Here is a 22,801-nt window from a genome sequence, read left to right on the forward strand (position 1 = left end):
TGCCGCCGTCAGTCGCGGTGTCGCGGTCGGCGTGACCGGTGTCGACGACGAGCACGCTCTTGTGCGTCTCGCGGAGGACGCGTTCGGTGACGCTCCCGAGGACGACCCGGGAGAGTCCCGAGCGGCCGTGACTCCCCATCGCGATCAGGTCGACGTCGTGGTCGTCGGCGAAGTCCGCGATCGCGCTCGGTGGCCGGCCGCCGCGGTACTCCTCGGTGACGTCGAGGCCGCGTTCCGCGGCGCGTTCGGCGACGTACCCCGTCGCGTCCGTGGCTTTCGCCTCCAGCTCGTCCATCTCGCCGAATCGGCCGGCGCGGATGCGGTCGACCTGTTCGACGCCGAGGCCGATGCCGACCGCGTCCGTGTCGACGACGTAGAGCGCCGACACGCGCGCGTCGAACTTCGCGGCGACTTCGAGCGCTTCGTCGACCGCGTGTTCGGCCGTCTCGCTACCGTCCGTCGGAATGAGTACGTGTTCGTACATCTCTCAGGCCTCCGTGTTCGCGTCGTCGGGTGCGTCGTCGGTCGTCGACTCTTCGGGTCCACCGCCGTCGGTGGCGGCGTCGTCGGTACCACCGTCAGTTGCGACGTCGTTCGCGCCGCCGTCGGTGGCGCCGCCGTCGGTGGCGACGACGTCTTCTGCGGACTGCTGTTGGCCCATCGGTTCGGGGCTGTGGCATTGGCGGACGATGCGCTTTATCTCCTCGCTCGGTTCGTCGGTCGCGTACGAGACCGCGATGGTGACGGCGAACACGATGGGCGTGCCGGCGAGCGCCGCGCCTATCGCGGGGAAGACGTCGGCGTAGACGGGGACGATCGCGCCGGATTCGCCGGCGGCGTCGCCGAGGACGCCGACGTACGCGGGCAGGACTTCGTTGACGATGGCGGCCGTCCAGATGAGGAGGCCGGTGGTCATCCCGGCGAGTGCGCCCTGGCGGTTCGTGTTCTCCCACCAGAGGCCGAGGAAGAACATCGGGAAGAGGACGAGTCCGGCGAGACTGAAGGCGTACGAGACGAGTTCGCCGACGAGCGCGGGCGGGTCGAGCGCGAACAGGGTCACGAGTGCGCCGAGGCCGACGATGGTCGCGCGGCCGACGAGGAGCTGCTGGCGCTGGGTCGCGTCGGGGTTGACGATGTTCGTGTAGATGTCGTGTGCGGCCGCGGACGACGCGGCGATGAAGAGGCCGGCCGTGGTCGCGATGGCGGCGGCGATGCCGCCGGCGGCGACGAGGCCGACGAACCACGTCGGGAGGTTCGCGAGCTGGCTCGCGAGAACGACGATGACGTCGCCTTCCGCACCGCTCATGCCGTTTGCGCCGTAGACGTCGCCGACGTTGGTCGCGTAGAGGTCGGTGCCGAACGCGGCGAACGCGGGCGCGGACAGGTAGAGGAGACAGATGAAGAACAGGCCCCAGACGGTCGACCAGCGCGCGGTGCGCTCGCTCTCGACCGTGTAGAACCGCACGAGGACGTGCGGGAGCCCGCACGTGCCGACGATGAGGCTGAACGCGGTCGCGATCCAGAGGTAGTAGCTGCCGGAGGTGAACGGTTCGGTGAACTCGCGGCCGAGCTGGTCCAGCATCGCGCCGTACTCGACCTGCGGGAGCACGGTCGAGTATCCTTGCGTCCACCCGACGGCGTAGAGGCCGGCGAGGAACGCGACGATGAGGATGACGTACTGGACGGCCATGTTCTTCGTCGCGCCGAGCATCCCCGAGAGGGCGAGGTAGCCGACCGTGATCGCCATGAGGAGGACGACCATCGTGGCGTAGTCGCCACCGAAGACGTAGATGCCGACGAGGCCCATGCCGCGGGCTTGCCCGACGGCGTACACGAACCCGATGAGGATCGTGGTGAGGGCGGCGATGGCGCGCGCGGTGTCGGAGTCGAAGCGGTCGCCGACGAAGTCGGGCGCGGTGTACTTCCCGAACCGCCGCATCTGGGCGGCGAGGAAGATGAGGAGGACGAAGTAGCCGGTCGACCAGCCGACGACGAAAGCGAGTCCGTAGTATCCCGAGAGCGCGATGAGTGCGGCCATCCCGAGGTAGGATGCGGCGGACATCCAGTTCGCGCCGATCGCCATGCCGTTCTCGACGTTCCCGATGGAGCGGCCGGCGACCCAGAGGTCGTCGGTGTCGGCGACGCGGAACGCGTACCCGATGCCGAGGAACAGCAGGAGCATCCCCGTGACCATGATGGCGGGCACGAGCTTGAACGAGCCGTCGAGTGCGTCCGGGAGCAGCTGGAGCGGGGCGCCCGACGGGGCCGCGCCGATCGCGTCCTGGACTGCGGGGAGTGCGGTCGCGGTCATTGGTCTGCCCCGCCGTCGGTCGCGGCCGGCTCGGCCGGCGCGTCCTCTTCGTCGCCGTTCGTCGCGTCGGGGCCGTGATCGATGCCGTACTTCTCGTCGAGCTGATCGCGCTTGCGGGCGTACGCGAACGAGAGGACGAGTGCGCCGGTGGGCGCGCCGATGGCGGTGGCGGCGTAGTGGAGCGGGAAGCCCAGGATCGTGATGTCGGTCATGAGGCCGGGCGCGATTGCGGTGGCGGTGACTGGTCCGAAGACGACGAGCGCCCACGCGGCGAACATCGTCCAGACGACGCGGAGGTGGTCGCGCATGAACGGCGTCGCGGGCTTGAAGATGTTCACCTCGCGGTCGAGGTAGTCGACGTCCTCGTGGGACTCGGTGGCTGTACGATCCGAGGTTCGCGTGCGATTGTCTGTCATTGAGTGGGTGTGTGTCGAGTGCGGTCGTGCGGTTCGATGCGACGTCGCAGGATGCCGGTCGTCGGGGTCGATCGCGGTGAACCCGGTGGGCGGTCGTCGAGACCCGTCGGGAACAGTCGCTCAGGGCGTCACGGCGTCGTCACTCGCCCTCCACGGCGGCCTGGATGTCGTCGACGACGTCGGGGTTCCGGAGCGTTGACGTCGTCCCGAGGTCGTCGCCGTTCGCGATGTCCTCCAGGAGGCGGCGCATGATCTTCCCGGAGCGCGTCTTCGGGAGTTCGGGCGTGAAGACGACGGACTCGGGGCGGGCGATCGGGCCGATGGCGTCCTCGACGCCCTGGATGATTCGCTCGCGGAGTTCCTCCCCGCCGTCGGCGTGGTCCTCGGTGATGACGAACGCGTGCACGGCCTCGCCCTTCACTGGGTGGTTCCCGCCGACGACGGCGGCTTCGGCGACGCCTTCGACGCCGACGATCGCGCTCTCGATCTCCATGGTGCCGAGCCGGTGCCCGGAGACGTTGATCACGTCGTCGACGCGGCCCAGCACCGTGATGTAGCCGTCGTCGTCGATCTTCGCGCCGTCTTCGGGGAAGTACGTCCAGTCGTCGGGGTCGTCGCTGTCGGTGTCGGAGTACTCCGCCCAGTACTCCTGGACGTAGCGTTCGTCGTTCTGGTAGAGCGTGCGGAGCATCCCCGGCCACGGCCTGTCGACGGTGAGATAGCCGGCGTCGCCGGCGTCGACCGGCTGGCCCGAGCCGTCGACGACGTTCACGTCCAGCCCCGGCAGCGGCGGACCAGCGGCGCCGGGCTTCATCTCGCCGACGCCCGGGAGGGTCGTGATCATCATCCCGCCGGTCTCGGTCTGCCACCACGTGTCCACGACCGGGCAATCCTCGCCGCCGACGTGCTCGTAGTACCACTTCCAGGCCTTCGGGTTGATCGGCTCGCCGACGGTGCCGAGCAGCCGGAGACTGGAGAGGTCGTGCTCGGCGGGATACTGCTCGCCCCACTTCATGAACGCGCGGATCGCCGTCGGCGCGGTGTACAGCTGCGTGGTCTCGTACTCGTCGACGATCTCCCACATGCGGTCCTTGTCGGGGTAGTCCGGCGTGCCCTCGTACATCACCGTCGTCGTCCCGAGACTCAGCGGGCCGTACACGATGTAGGAGTGCCCGGTGATCCAGCCGATGTCGGCCGAACACCAGTACGTGTCCTCGGGCTTCACGTCCAGGACCGCCTGACTCGTCCAGGTGACCCAGGAGAGGTAGCCGCCCGTGGTGTGCTTCACGCCCTTCGGTTCGCCCGTGGTGCCCGAGGTGTACATCAGGAAGAGCATGTCCTCGGCGTCCCGGGAGACGGGATCGACGTCGGCGCCGGTGTGTTCGTCGACGAGCGCGTCGTAGTCGACGTCGTCGTCGCGCATCGGGTGGTCGTAGTCGTCGCCGAGGCGGTCGACGACGACGCTCGTGACGTCGTGGTCGACGCTCGCGAGGCCGTCGTCGGCCTTCGCCTTGTGCTCGAGGGCGTCGCCGCGACGGTAGTAGCCGTCGCACGTGACGAGGTACTCGGAGTCCGCTGCGTTCATCCGCGTCGCGAGCGCGTCCGCGGAGAACCCCGCGAAGACGACCGAGTGCGGGGCACCGATCCTCGCGCACGCCAGCATGGCGATGGGGAGTTCGGGTACCATCGGCATGTACATCGTGACGACGTCGTCCTCGCCCACGCCGAGGTCGCGGAGGGCGGCCGCGGCCTCGTTCACCTCGCGGTGGAGCTCGCGGTACGTGTACGATCGGTTCGCCTCGTCGGTCGGCTCGCCGATCCACTCGATCGCGGTCTCGTCGCCGCGCTCGTCGAGGTGGCGGTCGACGGCGTTGTAGCTCGCGTTGAGCTCGCCGCCCGTGAACCACTCGTAGAACGGCGGGTTCGAGTCGTCGAGAACGGTGTCGTAGTCGCTGTCCCAGTCCAGGAGGTCGGCGGCCTGCTCCCAGCACTCGGGCCAGTTCTCCGCGAACTCGTCGTAGATGCCGGGGTCGGTGACGTTCGCCTGCTCGACGAACGACGCCGGTGGTTCGAGCTCGTCGCCTTGCGCGGTGCGCGCTTCCATGCTGTGGTCGGTCTCGCCCGACATACCACGGAGCGCGACACCCGACACAAAAAAGGGGGTGACTAACCGCCCGAACGACCGTGAGAGACAGCTATCCGGCCGTCTCAGGCTCCTTAACGTACACTAAGTCGTAATCTGGCGGTTCGCCGTTCCTGCGAGGCTCGGGCCGCTACGACCGGGCTAGGACGGGGTTCGCCTAAACAGTTAGTCACCGCGGCTGGAGGGCTCGCCCGGACCACCTCGACCCGCCGCTCGCGCGACGCCGGTCAGGACTCGAAGAACGCGTCCAGCAGCTTCCGTTGGGCGACCCGGAGGTGGTTGTGGAGGGTGGGGGCGGCGACGTCGAGCGAGTCGGCGAGTTCCTCGCCGGTCGACTCGCGCGGCCACTGGAAGTAGCCGCCGTGGTACGCGGACTGGAGGACGGCGAGCTGGCGGTCGGTGAGTGCTTCGCGGAGGCGACCCTGGAAGCTGGCGTCGCGTTCGACGGTGCGTTCGACGGTCTCCTGTCCGGCGAGGGCTGCGGCCGGCCAGTCGTCGCGGACGGCGTCGCGGAGGGCGCGGACGTCCGCGTCCGCGGGTACGACGGCGGTGACGCTGACCGATTCGGCGTCGGCGCGGATCGCGCGGATGCGCGCGTCGAGGTCGACGAGCGTCCGGGCGGGCGATTCGGTGACGACGAGTTCGAACACGGGGCCGTCGTCGCCGTCGTCGACGTAGCGCACGCGTTCGACGCGGTCGTCGTCGCCGACGGCGTCCACGACGGCCTGGGGCGTGGCGTCGGCGACTTCGGCGTAGAGGACGAGCCCGGGGTCGCCGGGGACGACGCCGGAGACCGAGACGGTGGCGTCGAGGTCGGTCGCGAGCCCGACGAGGACGGCGTCGGGGTCGTGGACGTCGAACCGGAGTTCGGTGACGACGTCGGCGACGAGGCGGCGACGGCGTCGGACGGCCCGCGTCGCACGTTCGACGAGGACGGAGAGCCCGTCGTGGAGGTCGGCGACCGCGTCCTCACTGTCGGGCGTGGTCTCGACGCCGAGGCCGAGTGCGTACTCGACGCCGTCGAACGCCCCGACCGGGAGCGAGACGACGCCGCCACCGGCGGCGAAGGCGGCCACGCGCTGGTCGTCGACGCCGGCACGCCGGGTTCCGTCGAAGTCGCTCGTCTCGAGTTCCGCTTCGACGACTGCGGCGTCGATGCCGGCGTGTGCGACCACGGTCGCGTCGGCGGTCTCGTCACCGGATTCGGTCGCGTCGGTGGTCTCGGAACCGGGTCCGGTCGCGTCGCCGGTTCGCTCGGCGATCCACGCGTACCGGTAGCCGTCGACGGTCGCGGCGCGCTCGACGACGGCGTCGAAGAGCGAGGCAGCGGTCTCGTGGCCGCCGAGGCCGTCGGCGACGGTCGCGAGGAGCGCGGCCGCGTTCCGGACGGGTTCGGGCGTCTCGCCGTCGCCCGCAGCGGGCCCGTCACCGAGTGCGGCGGCGACCTCGACCGTACTCGGGTCGCCGAGGTACGGCGCGAGGCCGGCGACGCTGTCGAACCCGGCGGCGGCCGCGACGATCCGCGGGTCGACGCCGGCGCGCAGGTGCGAGACGACGAAGTGCTCGCGGAGCGCGCGCGAGGAGACGTCGCGGAAGCGGTCGTCGCCGGTCTCGGTCGCCGTCCGGTCGGCGACATCGCGGACGAGCATCTGGACGCGTCGCGCGGAGACCGGAACGACGCGCTCGTCGTCGGCGACGCCCTCCGAGGCGGCGTACTTCCGGAGGTCGTGCTCGAGGTCCGCCGGGAGGACGGTCGCCCGATCGGCGACGGCGACGACGTGCGTGCCGTCGACGGTCGAGACGTCGCCGGGCTCCACTGCGGCGACCTCGGCCGGCCGGAGCCCGACCTCCGCGCACAGTCGCACGACGAGGTCCTCCCGGTGGGTGCGGGTCGCGCGCCGCATCCGCTCGTAGTCCTCGGGCGAGAGCGGGCTCACAGTCGTTTCGCGTTTGAGAGTCGCACGAAATAGTTGTTCGGGTTTGACGACTCGGTTTCGAACGTATCTCGTTTCCAGTCACGTAAAACCGTACAATACGTTTCGCGTCTCTACTGAGACCGAAATACGTGTCGGGAGAACAGAACTTATAGGCCGGTGGTGGCGACCGTCAGTCCTGGTGGCGCGCCTCCAGTTCGCCGACGACCTCGGGGTTCCGGAGGGCGCTCGTGTCGCCGTAGCCCTCGCCGTTCGCGATGTCCTCCAGGAGGCGGCGCATGATCTTCCCGGAGCGGGTCTTCGGGAGGTCCGGCGTGAACACGACCTGGTCGAGGCGGACGCCGGCGCCGATGGCGGCGGCGACCGCGTCCCCGAGCGCTTCCCGGAGCGTCGACACGTCCGTCCGCTCGTCCGCGGTCGTGACGTACGCGACGAGCGCGTTCCCCGAGTCGGGGTCGTCGCGCGCGATCACCGCCGCCTCCGCGACGCCCGCGACCTCGACGAGCGCGTGCTCGATCTCGCCCGTACTGAACCGGCGGCCGTCGACGTTCACCACGTCGTCCGCGCGCCCGAGCACGGTGACGTAGCCGTCCGCGTCGACGAACGCCTCGTCGCCGACGCGGTACCACCAGTCGCCGTCGCGCCCCACGCCGCTCTCCGCGGCGACGCGGGCGCCCCAGTCCGTCGCGGTCGCCAGCTCGCGCGCCATCGCCGGCCACGGTCTGTCGATCGTCAACCACCCGCGCTGCCCGGGGTCGGTCGGTTCGCCGCTCGCGTCGCGCACGGACGCACCGACGCCGGCGAGCGCCCCGCCGACCGCACCCGGTCGCGCCTCGTCGACGCCCGGGAGCGTCGACAGGAGGACGGCGCCGGTCTCTGTCTGCCACCACGTGTCAACCACGGGACAGTCGCCGCCGCCGACGTGCTCGTAGTACCACTCCCAGGTCTCCGCGTCGAACGGCTCGCCGACGCTCCCCAGGACGCGGAGGCTCGAGAGGTCGTGTCCGGCCGGATGCTCGGCGCCCCACTTCGCGAACGACCGCACCACTGTCGGTGCCGTGTACAGCACCTCGACGCCGAGGTCCTCGACGAGCGCCCACGGCCGGTCCGGGTCGACCGCGTCCGGACTCCACTCCGTCAGGACCGTCGTCGCGCCGAGCGCGAGCGGCCCGTACACGCCGTAGGAGTGCCCCGTGATCCACCCCGGGTCCGCGGTGCTCCACACCACCGCGTCCGCAGTCACGTCGAGGACGCGACGCGTCGACCAGGCGACCTGCGCGAGGTAGCCGCCCGTCGTGTGGGTGACGCTCTTCGGTTCGCCGGTCGTCCCGGACGTGTAGATGCGGAACAATGGGTCCGTCGCGGCGCGCGGGACCGGGGCGACGCGCTCGCCGTCGTACGCGTCGACGAGCGCGTCGTACGCGTGCCGGTCGTCGCGCGAGACGTCCGGGTTCGTGCCGAGGCGGTCGACGACGACCGTCGCGTCCAATTCGTAGGGGAGCGACATCGTCGCGTTGTCCGCGCGCCGGCGCTGGTCGACGGCCTCCCCGCGGCGATAGTAGCCGTCGCTCGTCACGAGGTACCGCGAGCCCGCGCGCTCCATCCGGGTCGCGAGCGCGTCCGCTGAGAACCCCGCGAACACGACGTTGTGGACGGCGCCGAGGCGAGCGCACGCCAGCATCACGACCGCGACCGCGGGCACCGCCGGCAGGTACGTCGTCACGACGTCGTCTGCATCGACGCCGAGGTCCCGCAGCCCGGCGGCGACCGCGTTCACCTCTCGGTGGAGGTCGCGGTACGTGTACGTCCGGGATTCGCCGATGTGCCCGTTCCACTCGAGCGCGACGGCGTCGGCGCGCTCGGGGAGGTGTCGGTCGACGCAGTTCGCGCAGGCGTTCAGTTCGCCGCCGGCGAACCACTCGAACGGCGGGCCGCCGTCGTCGCCGGTCGAGAGCACGGCGTCGTAGTCGCGCTCCCATTCGAGCGCGTCCCCCGCCCTCGCCCACGCCGCCGGCCAGTTCACCGCGAACTCGTCGCGGTCGTCGTCCGTCGGCGTGGCCCGTCCCTCGAACGCGGACGGGACCGGTACGCAATCGGCTTCGTGCGACGACCCAGGATCGCGGCGGTCGTCCGGCGAGCCGTCTGGGTCCGTCATCGTCTCGACTTTTGCGCTCGCTCGCTTAAGCGTTGGCCCCGCGTCTGGCGATACGATCGCGCTCGCGGTGCGTCGTGCCGTCGTTCGGGACCGCGAGGAGAGAAGAAAACTGGCTGGCGCCGCCGCGTAGCCTTGCGGGGCAGGCAGGCTATGTCGGCGACGCGTCGGTGTGTCCGTGACAGGCGTGGTACTCCGGTCGTTCCCCCGACGCCGATGGGCAGTCGACGTCGGCGGCGTATCCGTGCCGAAGCACCACCTACCAGTCAGTAGGATAAACACTTCAAGGAACCGTTAACTCAAACGGTCGTTTGACTCCGGTTCCGACGACCGCCAGCGGCAGGACCAGGGTCGTCAGCTCTCGTCGGAGCGGTCCCTTGAGAGGTATCGCTCGCCCGCGTCGGGGAGTACCACGACGACGGTCTCCTCGGGGTCGTCGCGGGCGTACCGGGCTGCGGTACCATTCCGTTCGCCGGTCAGGTCATCGCGTCGCTGCCGACGTGCGGGTTGTTCCTGACGTAGTCGACGAGACGGGGCGCGTACTCGCGGAAGTCCGGGCACTCGATACCCGCTTCGTCGAGGACGCGCGTCGCGTTCGTGGTGTCGTACCGCGTCGGGTGAGTGAAGTAGTCGACGACGGCGGGGTCGATACCTGTCCATTCGCGGAACGCGTCGACCTCGCGGAGCAGCCACTGGAACGCGGACTTGGAGAACGGGACGTCGATCGTCCACGTGTTCGTCGCGGCGGCGAACGCGGCCTGCATCTCCGCGACGCTCGGCGGGTTCGGGTCGGCGAGCTGGTAGACGCCGCCGACGGTGTCCTCGCGGGCGCCGATGGCGTCGATGGCGTCGACGACGAAGTCCCGCGGGACGACGTTCACCTCGACGGCACCGGGGTCGCCGAACTCGGGGAGGACGGCGACCGCGGGCTGGTCCAGCAGGTACTCGATCACGTTGTAGGGCCCGTCGTACTTCTGGGTCTCGCCGGTCTCGCTGTCGCCGACGGCGATGCTCGGCCGGTAGACGGTCGCGGGGAGGCCGTCGTCCATGGCGTCCTGCACGGCGACTTCGGCGAGGAACTTCGTGGACTCGTAGTGGTTGTTGAACGACTGCCCCTCGACGAGCATGTCCTCGCGGAACGCGCCGGGGTAGCGGCCGCTGACGTAGCACGTGGAGACGTAGTGGAGGCGCTCGAGGCCCTCGCAGGCCGCACAGAAGTCGAGGACGTGCTCGGTGCCGTCGACGTTGACGGCCATCGCGAGGTCGCGGTCGACGCCGAGGTCGTAGACGGCCGCGAGGTGGTAGACCTCGCGCGTGCGCTCGAGGAGGTCGTCGCGAGTGAAGCCGTCGCGGGCGGGGTCGCCGTCCGCGATCGGACCGTCGTCGTCCGCGATCGGACCGTCCTCGGAGAGTCCGAGGTCCGGGTCGGTGATGTCGCCCTCGACGAGTGCGATGGCGTCGGCGGCGTCGTGGTCGGCTTCGAGTTCGTCGCGGCGGTCCTCGGCGAGGTCGCGGTACTTCGATTGGACGAGACAGGTGACGTGCTCGCCGCGTCCGAGAAGGCGGTCGACGAGCGCGCTCCCGAGGAATCCCGGGAAGCCGGTGAGGAGAACGGTACCGTCGGTCATGGCTGGGTCGTCGACTGGTGGCCTGAAGGGTCTATCGCCGTCGCGAGGGTTCGTTCCCGACAGAATTAAGTAGGAGTGTAAAGGACGCTTTACTGTAAAGCGAGCTTTACGACAAGCGCGCTTGACACCACCCATGCTCGGAACCGACACCACCGAACACGACTCGCTCGCCGCTCGACGCCGGAGTCGCCGCACCATCTGGGCGCTCGTCGCGCTCGGGTGCGTCGCGTACGTCGCCGGCCTCGCCCTCGACCGTCCGCTCGTCGGCGTCGCGCTCTACTGGCTGTGCTGCGTGGCGTTCCTCGGCTACGCGGCCGTGACGGATACCGACCCGTACGACGAACGAGACCGCGAGGTCCAGGCGAAGGCCGCCGGAAGCACGCTCACCGTCGCCGCGTTCGTCCTCATCGCCGGCGCGCCGGGAATGGCCGCGCTCGAAGCCGCGAACGCCCACGCCGCCCCGGCGTGGTTCTGGGGCGCGATGTTCGCCCTCGCCGGCGTCTTCGGCGTCTTCGCGCTCGGAACGACGTACCACGAGCGACGAACCTGACCCAGAAACCGAACTCGACCACCAACCCAACTCGACTCTCAGCCCACCTTCATGCTCGGACTCACCGCCACCGTCGACGACGAACCGCTCGCCAGACGACGCCGCGACCGCCGCCTGTTCGGCGGTCTCGTCGCCGCAGCTATGCTCTCGTTCATCACGCTCGACTACCTCGGCCGGCCCATCGTCGCGGTCGCCGCGTATTGGACGTTCGTCGTCGGCGCCGCCACCGTCGTCTACCGGAGCGACGCCATCATGGACGAACGCGACCTCGCACTCGAACGCATCACGAGCCTTCGCGCCATCCAGGTCGTCGGTGCCGCGCTCGTCGTCCTCGGGCCCGGCATCGGTGCGCTCTCGGAGGCGGGCATCTACGACGCGCCGCCGGTCGTCGACGGCGTCCTCTTCGGGTGGGTCGCCGTGTTCGTCGTCTGGGGGGTCGCGTACGGCGCGACGCGACTCCAGCGATGAAGAACCACGTCCGCGAATACCGGACCGACGCCGACATGAGCCAGGCCGACCTCGCCGCGGCCGTCGACGTCAGCCGCCAGACGATCAACTCGATCGAGCGCGAGCGGTACGACCCGTCGCTCGAACTCGCGTTGAAGCTCGCCGACCACTTCGACTGCCTCGTCGAGGACCTGTTCGAACTCGACGACACCGACTGACCACTCACCGAGACCGACTGACCACTCACCGAGACCGACTGACCACTCACCGAGACTCGTTCGCCAATCCATGTCCGACGCACACACCACCGCGTCCGGAGTCGCATCGCTCGCCAGCTCGCTCGTCGCAGTCGCCGCCGGAGCCAGCGTGCTCTGGGTCGTCGTCGAGTTCGCGATCCGACGCGGCCTCACCGCGCCCATCGGCGACGCCCTCGGAACGACGGCAGCGGGGTCCGCCGTCACGCTCGCACTCACCGGCGTCGTCCTCGCACCGACCATCGCGTACCTCGGGACGCGCGTCGACGTCCACCCCGCCGACTGGGGGCTCTCGCTCTCCGTGCGAGGCGTCCTGGAGGGCGTCGGGGCGGTCGTCGCGTACTACGCGTTCGTCGTCACCGCGTCGGTCGTCGCCGTCGCCGCGTTCGGGGTCGACCCGGCCGCCGGCACGAGCGGGTTCGGCTTCGACGGGCCGACGTGGGCGCTCGCGGCCCTCCTCGTCGCGAACGGCGTCCTCGCGCCCATCGCGGAGGAGGTCGCGTGGCGCGGCGTCGTCCAGACCGCACTCACCGAAGCCGTCGGCGTCGCCGCCGCCATCGCCGTCACCGCCGTCGTGTTCGCCGCGAAGCACGTCGTCGTCGACTTCGCCGCACCACCGCTGCGCGTCGCCAGCCTCGTCTTCCTCGCGGTCGCGTTCGGCGTCCTCCGACACCGCAACGGCACCGGGAGCGCGATCGTCGCGCACGTCCTCGCGAACACCACCGCGACCGTCGGGCTCCTCCTGGCCTGACGCGAGGCTCAGCCCGACTCCTCGTTCTCCCCGCACCCCTCGTTCTCCCCGCACCCCTCTTTCTCCTCGTTGCCGCGCGCCCGGTCGTCGCGGTCGCGTCCACGCGTGAGCCCTGCCGTGCTGTGGGCGAGTAGCCCCAGGGGGTGCCCAAACCGTTACGGAACGGGGGGTCGTTGCGTTCGCGTATGGCGACGCGGACGCGATTGACGAGCGTGGAGTCGGTGCACGAGGAGGGGTCGTTCCTGTTCGCGGTGCGCGACGAGTACGGCGAGGACGGCGAGGTGGTCGTGGTGCCGTGCGAGGACGAGGTCGCCGCGTTCCGGAACTACTGCATGCACGAGACCGACCAGCGACTGGCGCGCGAGGGCATCGGCGCGGTCGTGCGGGACGGCGAGATGATCTGTCCCCGGCACGGGTCGACGTTCGACACGTGTTCGGGGGACTGCGACAACGGGAAGGCGGCCGGGATGACGCTCGCGGACGTGGACGTGACCGTCGAGGACGGCCAGGTGTACCTCGTGGACGACGACCTGACGTACCTCTACGAGGGCGCCGTGCAGGACGAGGACGACGACGATGGGATGCCGTCGTCGACGTCCCACATCAACCTCTGAGGGGAGTGGTTCCCGGGCGTCGCTGGACGTCCCTTCCTCGGCCGAGGCGCAAGTCGGTGTTACTGGCCAGTGTGACCAGTCAGTGTAACTCAAATCGTGCGGTCGCTCCGGATCAGTCCGCGCGGTCGGTCCCGGACTCCATCCCGGACTGCATGAACTGTGCGAGGATGCGGCCGATGCGGGAGTCTCCGGTCCACATCGCTTCCTCGTCGACGGGTTCGTCGTCTGTCTCGACGGCGAGGAGGACGGTGCTGTCGTCGACCATGAGCGCGCGACCCGCGAAGACGGCGGGGTTGTCCTCGGACATCACGACGACGCGGACCAGGTCGTCGGCGAACGCGTCGCGGACGCCGGGGTCGGCGGTGAGGACGGTGACGGCGCAGTCGGCAGCGGCCTCGCGGAGGGCGTCGGCGACGTCCGCGGAGAGGGAGGTCTGGACTGGGGCGACGAGGACGACGGCGAGTTCGGCTTCGCGGACGAGTGCCGCGATGCGGTCGTCGATGGGTTGCCGGCCGCGGAGCGTCGAGACGTCCTGGCCGGACCCGTGGTCGGTCTCGGTCGCGCGGATCCCTTCGAGGTTCTCGAACGCCCTGTCGTGCTCGCGCTCGATGCGTTCGGCGAGGATTCCGCGGGCGGTGTCGAGGGCGACTGGCCGGTACCGCTTGGGCGAGGACTCGACGACCTCGACGAGGCCGCGGTCGGCGAGTTCGTCGGCGGTCCCGTACACCTGCGAGCGCGGGACCTCGGACTGGTCGCTGACGGCCTGGGCGGTGCCGCCGCCGAGTTCGTGGAGGGCGACGAACACGCGCGCCTCGTAGTTCGGGAGGCCGAGCCGTTCGAGTGCCGTGACGGCGTCCTGTGCGCTCATGGTTCGTCCTGAATGGCGAGTTCGGCCGAGGTGGCAGCCTCGCCTGTCGTTCGCGTTGCTTCGGCGCGCGGTGGTATCAGTCCCGCGGTCCAACGACGACGTTTGTTGTAGGATTCTACAACACTTATTTCGATCGGGCCGTTACGTCGAGGCATGACGCTCCCGGAGCGGTACGCCGACCTCGTGACGACCTACAGCAAGACGGTGGTCGCGGTGATGCTCGTCGCGACGCTCGTCGTCGGCGCGGGCGCAGCGAACGTCGACGGCGGGCTCTCGATCACGAGCTTCGAGAGCGACTCCACGGAGGCCGAGAAGCTCGACTACGCCGAGGCGAACTTCGCGACCGACGGCGAGAACGCGACCGTCGTCCAGGTCGTCGTCCGCGGCGACGACGTCCTCTCGAAGGCGTCGCTGCTGTCGACGCTGCGCTTCCAGCGGTCGCTCCGCGAGGACCCCGACGTGAACCCGACGCTCCGGGAACGCCAGCCGGTCGTCGGCCTGTCGAACGTCGTCGCAACGGCGGCCATACGCGCCGAAGCCGCACGGAACGGGAGCGCCGCCACCGGCGGCGAGGGTGATGCGGGCGCCGGTGCGGGCGGCGATGGTGGAGACGGCGGTACCGAGGGGGCGCCGCCTCGGCAGCCGTCGCTCGACGAGCAGATCGCGCAGCTCGAGGCGATGTCCGAGGCGGAGGTGGAGGCGGTCGTCGAGCGCGTCCTCGACCCGTCCCGGGAGGCCAGGGGGCCGGTCGATCCGTACGCGTTCCTGTCGACGGACTACGAGCCCGGGTCGACGACGGCGTCGGGTCGGATCACGTTCGTGTTCCAGGACACGGGCGGGGCGGCGACCGACGACCTCCCGCCGGCCGTGACGGAGGCGCAACTCGAGATCCGCGACCGGGCGGCCGAGGAGATCCGGCCCGAGGCGTTCGCGTTCGGCGTCGGCATCGTCGACGAGGAGGCCGGGGCCGCGACCGGCGAGAGCTTCGCGATCATCTCGCCCGTCGCGCTCCTCCTCATCGTCGCACTCCTCGGGCTCGCGTACCGGGACGTCCTCGACGTCGTCCTCGGGCTCGCCGGCGTCGTGCTCGTCCTCGCCTGGATGGGCGGCGCGATGGGGTGGCTCGGCATCGGCGTCACCCAGCTCATCATCGCCGTCCCCTTCCTCCTCGTCGGGTTGAGCATCGACTACGCGCTCCACGTCGTGATGCGGTACCGCGAAGCGCAGGTCGACGACCCCGCCATCTCGCCGACGGTCGCGATGCGGCGCGGACTCGCTGGGGTCGTGGTCGCCATCGGCGCGGCGACGTTCTCGACCGCGGTCGGGTTCGGGTCGAACGTCGTCAGCCCGATCGTTTCCATCCAGCAGTTCGGGACGGTCGCCGCGGTCGGCATCGTCTCCGCGTTCCTCGTCTTCGGCGTGCTCCTCCCGCCGCTGAAGCTCGAGCTGGAGGAGGTCGCCGAACGCGTTGGGCTCTCGCGCGAGAAGCGACCGTTCGGTCGCGGCGGCGTCGCCGGCCGCGCGCTCGGCGTCGGCGCGACGGTCGCGCGCCGGGCGCCCGTCGTCGTCGTCGCGGTCGCGGTCGTCCTGAGCGCGGGCGGTGCGGTCGCCGCCACCGACATCGATACCTCGATCGACCAAGTGGACTTCCTCCCGCGGGACACGCCGGAGTGGATGTCGTCGCTGCCGGAACCGTTCCGGCCGAGCGACTACTCGCTGCGCTCGAACGCGATGTACATCAACGACGAGTTCGTGCAGTCCCGCGACCAGTCCCGGGCGATACTCCTCGTCGAAGGGTCGGTCACGGACTCGGACACTCTCGAGCGACTGGTCGCGGCCGAACGCGACCTCTCGAACACGTCCTCGGCGGTGACGCTCGCCGACGGCGGCCTCCGCGTGGACGGTCCCCTCCAGGTCGTCGAGCGGACCGCTGCCGAGAACGAGACCGTCGCGGCGGTCGTCGACCGGAACGACGTTAACGGCGACGGCGTCCCCGACCGGAACCTGTCCGCGGTGTACGACGCGGTCTACCGCGCGAACCCCGACGCGGCGAAGGCAACGATCTACCGCGAGGACGGCGAGTACCGCGCGCTCCGCGTGAGCGTCGCGCTCGCCGGTGGCGCGGACACCGGCACGGTCACCGCGGAGATGCGGACGGTCGCCGCGACTCTGGAGCGCGGCAGCGACCTGACCGCGACGGCAACGGGCGCGCCCATCGTGCAGGAACTCGTCCAGCGCGGGCTCCTGGTGACGCTCGTGCAGGGATTCGCGATCACGTTCGGCGTCATCGTCGCGTTCCTCACTGCGATCTTCTGGCGGCGGTACGGCACGCTCAGCCTCGGCGCGGTCGTGATGACGCCGGTCGTGCTCGCGCTCTCGTGGCTGTTCGCGACGATGTACCTCGCGGGCATCTCGTTCAACACGGAGACCGCGATCATCGCGTCCATCGCGATCGGCGTCGGCGTGGACTACGCCATTCACATCGGCGAACGGTACGTCGAGGAACTCCGGAGCACCGGCGAGGCCGTGCCCGCGCTCGAACGCACGCTCGCGGGGACTGGCGGCGCGCTCCTCGCGAGCGCCACGTCGACCGCCGGCGGGTTCGGCGTCCTGCTGCTTGCGCTCGTCCCCAGCCTCCAGCGGTTCGGGTTCGTGACTGCGACCGCGATCGCGTACGCGTTCGTCGCGAGCGTGCTCGTCCTCCCGAGCCTCCTCGTGCTCTGGACGCGGCACGCGGACGTCGACCTCGAGCGAACGGTAGCGGCCGCTCCAGACGACGACTGACCGCGAACGGTCGAACGCTCGAAGACAGACGGACGGATGGACGTGCCGACGACCGATCTGCTGGACGCACCCGCCGCAGTCGGTGGATCAGGTCGCTTCGACGTGGACGCTACCGCCGGCTTCGACGTGCACGTCGTATCCGTGGTACGTGAAGGAGAGTTCGAGGGAGTCGGTCGCGTCGCTCCGTTCGTTCGACTCGACGAGTGCGTTCAGGAGGTCGCCGTCGAGGACGTCGTACAGTGGGGGGTCGAGGTCGACCGGCTCCACCCCTTCCTCGTCGGCGACGGCCTGGACGATACGTTGGGTCGTGTCGCCCAAACCCTTGGAATCCACGCTCATCACGTCCTATTTGCCGAGGTTCGAGCATAAACATTCGGCCTACTACGCATCTATCCCGCCGGGAAATAACGTCTGACGCAGGTCGGACGTCCAAGCGTGGTGTGTAATCATTGGTCGTGTTACTCGTCGTTGCGGGAGGCCTTTCGATCGGCGAACTCTCTGAACTGGCGTCGACTACTCTACTCTCAACTGAGCGGTCACGGCGATCTCGTGCACGGAGAACGCCCCAACGCGTCGTTCACGTCGTCTCGGTCCGCTGGGCGAAGTTCCCGGCGGTGTCCGTCGCGGTCACCGTCAACTCGTAGGTCTCGTTCGTTACGTCGTAACTCGCGTCGTCGGGCTGTACGACGACGGCGGGATCGTTCCCGGATCCTTTCCGCGTGAACTGCGTGCCACCGATTTCGTCGTACGTCTTCGTCCCGACAGTCGTCCCCGAGCTTTGCTCGATTATCTCCAGTTCGACGGTGTCGAGGTCGTAGTTCGTGCTCGACGCTTCCAGGGTCTTGATCGTCCACTCGTCGGCCGACTGGTTCACTCCGAACTGGTTGAGTTTGTCGATAGAGACCTCGCCACTCGTGTTCCCGGCCTGTACTGTCGTTTGCCGGCCGATGTCAAAGGAGAGCTTCGAGCCGTTCCGACCGATGCTGAACGGCACCGTCGTCCCGTCGGGCTCGCTAGAGTCGATGTCTACGGACTTCGACACGCCTGGGTCTATCGTGAGCGACACCGGCGAATTGGGACCGTTCGGACCGTACAGTGTCCCCTGATTGGGGTCGTCGAGCGAGACGTTCATGGTGAGCGTTCGACTGGCGTTGTTCGTGATCTCCACGAGCAGTTCCTGGTTGTTCTTCTTCACCGAGTCCGCAACGAGCAACCCGAGGAGTGCACCGTCAGTGTCGCCGGCGACGTTCATCGAGGACTGACGATTCATGACCGCTGACGTGTACGCGGACGGCTGGATGACGTTCAGTCCCAGACCGATGCCGGCGACGCTCGTGGCGGCGGCTGCCAGCAGGCGCCGGCGGCCGGTTCGATCGGTCTTCCGTGGGCGTCGTCGTGGCATCTGTGAGTTACCTCGTCGTCATTCGCCCGGACGGTCGGTCGAGTCGCTCGCAGTGAACGTCTCGGAGTTCGGGAACTCCGTCTCCTCCAGGTCCTCCTTCCGGAGGCCGAACAGCTCCGTGCTCCCGGCGTCCTCGCCGACGTCGGGCGTGAACTTGTACATCACGTCGTCGTCGACGACGATGTACTCCTCTACGGGGCGGTGGAAGAGCACGCGCTGGTTCGTGTCGATCGCGAGGTTCACGAGGTCGTTGAGGTTCGTCACCTCGACGGTGTTCACGTCGCCCTGGGGCGTGTACGACTCGACCTCGGTCACCCAGTCCCGGAACCGCTGCCACTGGATCTCGCGAGCGACCGCGTTCGCGTCGATGTTCCGGTTCCCGACCGTGGTCGCGACGCCGAACGCGAGCGAGGACAGGAGTGCGACGAGCGCGAGCCAGTTCAAGAACTGGGACATCCCACCGCTGGCGTCGGCGGGTGCGCCGGGTCGATGGGTCGCGCGCTCGCTCCCGGTGGGGAGCGCGTACAGGTTCCCGATTGGCTCGACGGCGCCACCGGTCTCGATGGTGCGCGTGACCGTTCCACCGGTCGCCGGCTCGTAGGAGTACGTCGCCGCCGTCGCGATTGACACCGACACGGACACGCCGTTACCGAACTCCGCCTCGAGGTCGTCCCGGGTCGCGAACACGTCCTCGATGGGGAGGTCGGCGCTCACGTTCGCCTGCGACCCCGGCTTGTCCGCGACGGCGATGACGACGTCCTTCGTGTAGAACGCGTCACCGCTGTCCGTGGATCGCGTGGCGGTGTACGTGACGGTCACGTTGAGCGATTCGAGCCGGCCGTGGTCGATGCTCGCAGCCGCCGTCACGGTCGGGTCGCTCGCGTTCGATCGCGGGTACAGCGAGGTGTCCCGGAGCGTCTCGCCGGCGTCGTAGGCGTCGGTGTCGTTCCGGACGGTGACGGTCGCGTGCTGTTCGACGCTCGCCGCGTGGAACGACAACGCCTCCTCGTCGTCGTCGGCGAGCGGGCTGAGCGCGCTCGCGTCCGTGACGAATCCCGTCGCGAGCATCGTCGTGCTCAGAAGCGCGACGACGATGCACGCGACCACGATCGCTCGCGTGTTGGTCGCGACCGCGTGCTTGAATCGCAACCACGAGTACGACTCCATCACTGGCGGCCACCTCCGACGGTCGCGCTCGAGTCTCGTGTACGCGGAGCTGTCTCGTGGGCGACCGGCGTGACAGTGGGGCGTCGTCTCTGTGTCATCTTACTTGAAGTCTGGCGTGTCGGGTTCCGTCCGTCGCCGACGTCGCTGGATGGCGTTCCGGCTCGCGCGCAGCGGCAGTCGCGGGTCGATGAACAGCAGCGCGCCGACGAGGACGGTCCCGCCGATGGGGAGCGCGGCCGCGAACCCGGCGACGACGGGGTGGACGTCGACGAGCGCCGCGAGCACCGGCTTCGGGAGGGTCGCCGGGAACGAGTACACCGTGATGGTGCCGCGATGCACGCGTGGGCCGTCCGCGGGCTCGTTCACGACGGTCACCGTCCGCGTGCCGTCGCCGGTGGCCTCGACGGAGCGGATGCTGAGGTCGCCGTCTGCCTCCGCGACCGTCTGCAGTCCCCAGATGGCTGGCGACGACACCTCGATGGTTCGTTCGCCGACGTCGCCGGGCTGGACGATGGCGGGATTCTCGTCGGTCGCGGTCGTCGTCGTCAGGATCTCCGCGGTCGCGCTCGCCGGCGCCGCGACCGAGACGGCGGGGATCACGACGAGGAGCGCGACGGCGAGCACGACGACGTGCACGCGGAGTGGGACGGAGGCGACGGTCTCGCGGACCGCCTGTCCGCCAGTTGTGGTGTACAGGAGCGACGCCCCGAGGAGCGCCCAGACGCCGAACGCGAACGCGGGGTTCGTCAGGACGAGGCCGGCGTACGGTATCACGAGCGGCTGCCCGAGTATCGTCGGGACCGTCCCGTACACCTGCTCCGGCGACACCGGCGGGTCGCCCGCTGCCTGGTCGGTCGCCGCGTTCGCGTCCCCTTGCGTCAGGAACGCGTCGCCGTCGGCCGTCCGGTCGACGAGCCGATGCAGTACCGCTTGATCGCGCGTCGGCGTCTCGAACAGCGCGACGTCGCCGACGGTCGGCTCGGTGTCGAGTACGACCACGAGCGAGTGCGTCTGCGCCGTCGGCACCATACTTCCGGAGTCGGGGGTCGCAATGACGACGGGCGCGATACCCGGCGCTATCGCACCGAGCGTCAACACCACCCCGAACGCCATCACGGCGAGTACCGCACCCCGGTTCATGAGGTGCCCGTTTAGGGGGAGGAGGCGATGAACTCCATCGTCGCCTCGAGTGTATCAGTCGAAGTCAGGTCGGTAGTGTCCAGTTCCACTGCAGCGTTGATTATCGCTCCAGAGGACCATACTGACGAATCGAAACTCTGAGTGCCGCCATCGACGGTATGCGTCGACCCATTCGGGTCCTCGAGATATAGTTTCAACGCTCCATTTGTCGACGTCGTGGTCGCGGAGACGTCCAGTTTGTAGCCGGTGTCGTCGTTGTTGACGATATTGAATGCGGGGGTGTTGCTCGGGGTCCCCGTGTCGCCGTATTCGAACGTAGCGTCTCTGTTTAACGCATTGCTGCTGGGCGTCTCGATTGCGAGTTTACCATTCGTAGTCGTGACACCGTCAACTCCCTGTGGGTTCAGTCCGACAATCCCGCTTGTGTCTCCGTCGACGTCCACAGTGATGTCTCGGCTGACCGTTGCATTCGTATAGGCGATCGAACCCACTGTGGTCGCGCCGACGATGCCGACGCCGCTGAGCATGAATTCTCTCCTGTGCATTGTCGAACCATATTATCTCTCTTACTGACTTAATGATGTTGGCCGAACGGCGTATTTCTACTCGAATACATGCAAATTACAAGCCGTTTGGCATGGAATGGCATGGTCTAAAGTGCCCTGAGTGCGGGTCTGGGGCGTTGCTGATGGAAATAACCGTACCGGTTGCTAAATTGAACCGTCTGGCGCGCGCACTGGAACGCATCGTTCGGATACGACCACTCGAAAACCCGCTGTCGTCCTTCCGCGAGGTGGAGCGCACCCGGAGCCGTTCGCAAACGCGATTCGTTCTCCAGCACCTCGGAAACAACGGTGCCGACGGTTGCCGAATCCAGTTCGTGGGCAGTCACGTGGAACCGCTGGCGACGAGGACGAAAACGCCGTCGCAGGCGACCCGTGATAGTCGGCGGGAGTCTCGCACGCCGAGTCAGGCGTGGGCGTCCCCCTCAGTACGCCCGCAACCCGGCTTCGAGCCGGTCCAGCCCCTCGTCGAGGCGCTCCATCGAGTTCGCGAACGAGAGCCTGAGCCGGCCCTCCCCAGCCGCCCCGAACCCGCTCCCGGGGGCGAGCACGACGCCGTGTTCGCGCAGGAGGTACTTGGCGAGCGCGAGCGCGTCGTCGACGCCGGGGTCCAGGAAGACGTAGAACGCAGCCTCGGGTCGCGGACACGACACGCCCTCGATCTCCTGGATGCGGTCGTAGACGAGGTCCCGGCGCGCCTCGAACGCCGCGTACATCTCCTCGAACGGCTCCTGAGGGCCGGTCAGGGCCGCGACCGCGGCTGCCTGTGCGACGCTCGACGGGCACGCGGTCGTGGACTCGCGGACGGTGACGATGCGCTCCAGGAGGTCGGCGTCGCCGGCGAGCCACCCGAGTCGCCAGCCGGTCATCGCGTACGCCTTCGAGCACGAGCCGACGGTGAGGACGTGCTCTGGCTGGTCGGCGTACTCGGCGATCGCGCGAGCCTGGTCGTCGTAGGCCAGCGAGAGGTACACCTCGTCCGCGATCACGAACGCGTCGTGGTCGGCGGCCGCGTCGACGACGCGCTGGCAGTCCTCGGGGTCGAACGTCCGCCCAGTCGGGTTGTTCGGCGTCGTGAGCACGACGGCGGCGGTGTCGTCGCTCATCGCGTCCACGACGAGGTCGGGGTCGAGGTCGTACCCGGTCTCGGCTGGCATCTCGACCTCGGTGAACGTGCCGTCGGCGAGCGCGGCCTGGGTCTCGTAGTTCGGCCACGTCGGTCCGGGCGCGATCAGTTCCTCGCCGGGGCCGACGGTCGCGAGCACGGCGAGCAAGAGCGCCTCCATGCCGCCGACGGTGACGCAGAGTTCGTCGACGCCGTAGTCGAGGCCGTCGCGTTCGGCGAGCATCCCCGAGATGGCGCGCCGGCACGAGACGGTCCCCGCGTTCGGGGTGTAGTGCGTGTCGCCGTCGCGCGCGGCGGCGAGCGCCGCGTCGACGACGTGCGCGGGCGTGTCGAAGTCGGGTTCGCCGACCTCCAGGCGGACGAGGTCGCCGTCGTGGGACTCCGCGAGGTCGTACATCACGCGTATCGAGGATCGCTCGGGCTCGCGCACCCGCCGAGTGAGGTTCGTCATGGGATGGCACACGACGAGCGGCGTGAAAGCGGTTTGCGTCACCGACGCGTTCGCCGCCACTACCGACCGGTTGCCGTCACCGACGCGTTCGCCGCCACTA

General features: G+C 69.1%; 19 protein-coding genes and 2 pseudogenes. 6 read left to right on the forward strand and 15 right to left on the reverse strand.

Annotated features, from left to right (window positions below):
- Positions 1 to 25 precede the first annotated feature (25 nt).
- From G9C85_RS16920 to G9C85_RS16950, 8 genes and pseudogenes are all read right to left on the reverse strand, one after another.
- Positions 26 to 484 (reverse strand): annotated as a pseudogene (locus G9C85_RS16920) (universal stress protein); the annotation flags it as partial.
- A gap of 3 nt (positions 485 to 487) precedes the next feature.
- A complete protein-coding gene (locus G9C85_RS16925; RefSeq protein ID WP_394352743.1) occupies positions 488 to 2,194 on the reverse strand; it encodes a VC_2705 family sodium/solute symporter in 1,707 nt (568 codons plus the stop codon).
- A 113-nt stretch (positions 2,195 to 2,307) separates the two neighbouring features.
- The gene (locus tag G9C85_RS16930; RefSeq protein ID WP_166042155.1) at positions 2,308 to 2,727 is read right to left on the reverse strand and encodes a DUF4212 domain-containing protein; all 420 of its coding nucleotides are present in this window, start codon (positions 2,725 to 2,727) and stop codon (positions 2,308 to 2,310) included.
- 139 nt (positions 2,728 to 2,866) lie between these two features.
- Positions 2,867 to 4,855 carry an acetate--CoA ligase gene (gene acs, locus G9C85_RS16935; protein ID WP_193570794.1) on the reverse strand — a complete coding sequence of 663 codons (1,989 nt, stop codon included), beginning with the start codon at positions 4,853 to 4,855 and terminating at the stop codon, positions 2,867 to 2,869.
- A 242-nt stretch (positions 4,856 to 5,097) separates the two neighbouring features.
- Positions 5,098 to 6,807, reverse strand: a complete 1,710-nt coding sequence (locus G9C85_RS16940) for a bacterio-opsin activator domain-containing protein (RefSeq protein WP_166042156.1) — start codon at positions 6,805 to 6,807, stop codon at positions 5,098 to 5,100.
- A 169-nt stretch (positions 6,808 to 6,976) separates the two neighbouring features.
- Positions 6,977 to 8,959, reverse strand: coding sequence for an acetate--CoA ligase (locus tag G9C85_RS16945; RefSeq protein ID WP_166042157.1), 1,983 nt, complete (start codon positions 8,957 to 8,959; stop codon positions 6,977 to 6,979).
- 351 nt (positions 8,960 to 9,310) lie between these two features.
- Positions 9,311 to 9,412, reverse strand: a pseudogene (locus G9C85_RS19315) (cysteine synthase A); the annotation flags it as partial.
- A gap of 20 nt (positions 9,413 to 9,432) precedes the next feature.
- Positions 9,433 to 10,584 (reverse strand): SDR family oxidoreductase, encoded by a 1,152-nt coding sequence (locus G9C85_RS16950; protein ID WP_166042158.1) that lies wholly within the window; start codon positions 10,582 to 10,584, stop codon positions 9,433 to 9,435.
- 133 nt (positions 10,585 to 10,717) lie between these two features.
- On the opposite strand from G9C85_RS16950, the gene G9C85_RS16955 reads away from it, so the two are divergent.
- The 5 genes from G9C85_RS16955 (at position 10,718) to G9C85_RS16975 (ending at position 13,200) form a co-directional block, all read left to right on the forward strand.
- The gene (locus G9C85_RS16955; protein WP_166042159.1) at positions 10,718 to 11,134 is read left to right on the forward strand and encodes a hypothetical protein; all 417 of its coding nucleotides are present in this window, start codon (positions 10,718 to 10,720) and stop codon (positions 11,132 to 11,134) included.
- 51 nt (positions 11,135 to 11,185) lie between these two features.
- Positions 11,186 to 11,602 (forward strand): hypothetical protein, encoded by a 417-nt coding sequence (locus tag G9C85_RS16960; RefSeq protein WP_166042160.1) that lies wholly within the window; start codon positions 11,186 to 11,188, stop codon positions 11,600 to 11,602.
- On the forward strand, positions 11,599 to 11,799 hold the full coding sequence (locus G9C85_RS16965; protein WP_166042161.1) for a helix-turn-helix transcriptional regulator: 201 nt from the start codon (positions 11,599 to 11,601) through the stop codon (positions 11,797 to 11,799). Before G9C85_RS16960 ends, G9C85_RS16965 begins: the two co-directional genes overlap by 4 nt.
- A gap of 70 nt (positions 11,800 to 11,869) precedes the next feature.
- Complete coding sequence (locus G9C85_RS16970; RefSeq protein WP_166042162.1) at positions 11,870 to 12,586, forward strand: CPBP family intramembrane glutamic endopeptidase; 717 nt, start codon at positions 11,870 to 11,872, stop codon at positions 12,584 to 12,586.
- Between the two features lie 185 nt (positions 12,587 to 12,771).
- Positions 12,772 to 13,200, forward strand: a complete 429-nt coding sequence (locus G9C85_RS16975; protein WP_166042163.1) for a Rieske 2Fe-2S domain-containing protein — start codon at positions 12,772 to 12,774, stop codon at positions 13,198 to 13,200.
- Between the two features lie 112 nt (positions 13,201 to 13,312).
- Here G9C85_RS16975 and G9C85_RS16980 read toward each other — a convergent pair whose 3' ends face one another.
- The gene (locus G9C85_RS16980) at positions 13,313 to 14,068 is read right to left on the reverse strand and encodes a TrmB family transcriptional regulator (RefSeq protein ID WP_166042165.1); all 756 of its coding nucleotides are present in this window, start codon (positions 14,066 to 14,068) and stop codon (positions 13,313 to 13,315) included.
- A 153-nt stretch (positions 14,069 to 14,221) separates the two neighbouring features.
- Here G9C85_RS16980 and G9C85_RS16985 point away from each other — a divergent pair, with 153 nt between their 5' ends.
- On the forward strand, positions 14,222 to 16,852 hold the full coding sequence (locus tag G9C85_RS16985) for an RND family transporter (RefSeq protein WP_166042167.1): 2,631 nt from the start codon (positions 14,222 to 14,224) through the stop codon (positions 16,850 to 16,852).
- 87 nt (positions 16,853 to 16,939) lie between these two features.
- Here the strand turns inward: G9C85_RS16985 and G9C85_RS16990 are convergent, their stop codons facing one another.
- From G9C85_RS16990 to G9C85_RS17015, 6 genes are all read right to left on the reverse strand, one after another.
- On the reverse strand, positions 16,940 to 17,191 hold the full coding sequence (locus G9C85_RS16990; protein WP_166042169.1) for a HalOD1 output domain-containing protein: 252 nt from the start codon (positions 17,189 to 17,191) through the stop codon (positions 16,940 to 16,942).
- Positions 17,192 to 17,429: 238 nt separating this feature from the next.
- Positions 17,430 to 18,254: a hypothetical protein gene (locus G9C85_RS16995; protein ID WP_166042171.1), complete on the reverse strand. Its 825-nt coding sequence runs from the start codon at positions 18,252 to 18,254 to the stop codon at positions 17,430 to 17,432.
- 18 nt (positions 18,255 to 18,272) lie between these two features.
- Positions 18,273 to 19,421: a DUF5305 family protein gene (locus tag G9C85_RS17000; protein ID WP_240148955.1), complete on the reverse strand. Its 1,149-nt coding sequence runs from the start codon at positions 19,419 to 19,421 to the stop codon at positions 18,273 to 18,275.
- 99 nt (positions 19,422 to 19,520) lie between these two features.
- Positions 19,521 to 20,561, reverse strand: a complete 1,041-nt coding sequence (locus tag G9C85_RS17005; RefSeq protein ID WP_166042175.1) for a hypothetical protein — start codon at positions 20,559 to 20,561, stop codon at positions 19,521 to 19,523.
- An 11-nt stretch (positions 20,562 to 20,572) separates the two neighbouring features.
- Positions 20,573 to 21,088, reverse strand: a complete 516-nt coding sequence (locus G9C85_RS17010) for a hypothetical protein (protein WP_166042177.1) — start codon at positions 21,086 to 21,088, stop codon at positions 20,573 to 20,575.
- A 461-nt stretch (positions 21,089 to 21,549) separates the two neighbouring features.
- Entirely contained in the window at positions 21,550 to 22,701 is a 1,152-nt protein-coding gene (locus G9C85_RS17015; RefSeq protein WP_166042178.1) for a pyridoxal phosphate-dependent aminotransferase, read from the reverse strand.
- Positions 22,702 to 22,801 lie beyond the last annotated feature (100 nt).

The sequence above is a fragment of the Halorubellus sp. JP-L1 genome (genome assembly GCF_011440375.1).
In the GTDB taxonomy this organism is placed as follows: domain Archaea; phylum Halobacteriota; class Halobacteria; order Halobacteriales; family Natrialbaceae; genus Halorubellus.

Coding starts and splice junctions, on each gene's coding strand:
- G9C85_RS16925 (WP_394352743.1), bottom strand. CDS start 2,194: ATGGTCACGGGGATGCTCCTGCTGTTCCTCGGCATCGGGTACGCGTTC.
- G9C85_RS17010 (WP_166042177.1), bottom strand. CDS start 21,088: ATGCTCAGCGGCGTCGGCATCGTCGGCGCGACCACAGTGGGTTCGATC.
- acs (WP_193570794.1), bottom strand. CDS start 4,855: ATGTCGGGCGAGACCGACCACAGCATGGAAGCGCGCACCGCGCAAGGC.
- G9C85_RS17000 (WP_240148955.1), bottom strand. CDS start 19,421: ATGGAGTCGTACTCGTGGTTGCGATTCAAGCACGCGGTCGCGACCAAC.
- G9C85_RS16995 (WP_166042171.1), bottom strand. CDS start 18,254: ATGCCACGACGACGCCCACGGAAGACCGATCGAACCGGCCGCCGGCGC.
- G9C85_RS16970 (WP_166042162.1), top strand. CDS start 11,870: ATGTCCGACGCACACACCACCGCGTCCGGAGTCGCATCGCTCGCCAGC.
- G9C85_RS17015 (WP_166042178.1), bottom strand. CDS start 22,701: ATGACGAACCTCACTCGGCGGGTGCGCGAGCCCGAGCGATCCTCGATA.
- G9C85_RS16950 (WP_166042158.1), bottom strand. CDS start 10,584: ATGACCGACGGTACCGTTCTCCTCACCGGCTTCCCGGGATTCCTCGGG.
- G9C85_RS16965 (WP_166042161.1), top strand. CDS start 11,599: ATGAAGAACCACGTCCGCGAATACCGGACCGACGCCGACATGAGCCAG.
- G9C85_RS17005 (WP_166042175.1), bottom strand. CDS start 20,561: ATGAACCGGGGTGCGGTACTCGCCGTGATGGCGTTCGGGGTGGTGTTG.
- G9C85_RS16975 (WP_166042163.1), top strand. CDS start 12,772: ATGGCGACGCGGACGCGATTGACGAGCGTGGAGTCGGTGCACGAGGAG.
- G9C85_RS16945 (WP_166042157.1), bottom strand. CDS start 8,959: ATGACGGACCCAGACGGCTCGCCGGACGACCGCCGCGATCCTGGGTCG.
- G9C85_RS16955 (WP_166042159.1), top strand. CDS start 10,718: ATGCTCGGAACCGACACCACCGAACACGACTCGCTCGCCGCTCGACGC.
- G9C85_RS16930 (WP_166042155.1), bottom strand. CDS start 2,727: ATGACAGACAATCGCACGCGAACCTCGGATCGTACAGCCACCGAGTCC.
- G9C85_RS16980 (WP_166042165.1), bottom strand. CDS start 14,068: ATGAGCGCACAGGACGCCGTCACGGCACTCGAACGGCTCGGCCTCCCG.
- G9C85_RS16960 (WP_166042160.1), top strand. CDS start 11,186: ATGCTCGGACTCACCGCCACCGTCGACGACGAACCGCTCGCCAGACGA.
- G9C85_RS16985 (WP_166042167.1), top strand. CDS start 14,222: ATGACGCTCCCGGAGCGGTACGCCGACCTCGTGACGACCTACAGCAAG.
- G9C85_RS16990 (WP_166042169.1), bottom strand. CDS start 17,191: ATGAGCGTGGATTCCAAGGGTTTGGGCGACACGACCCAACGTATCGTC.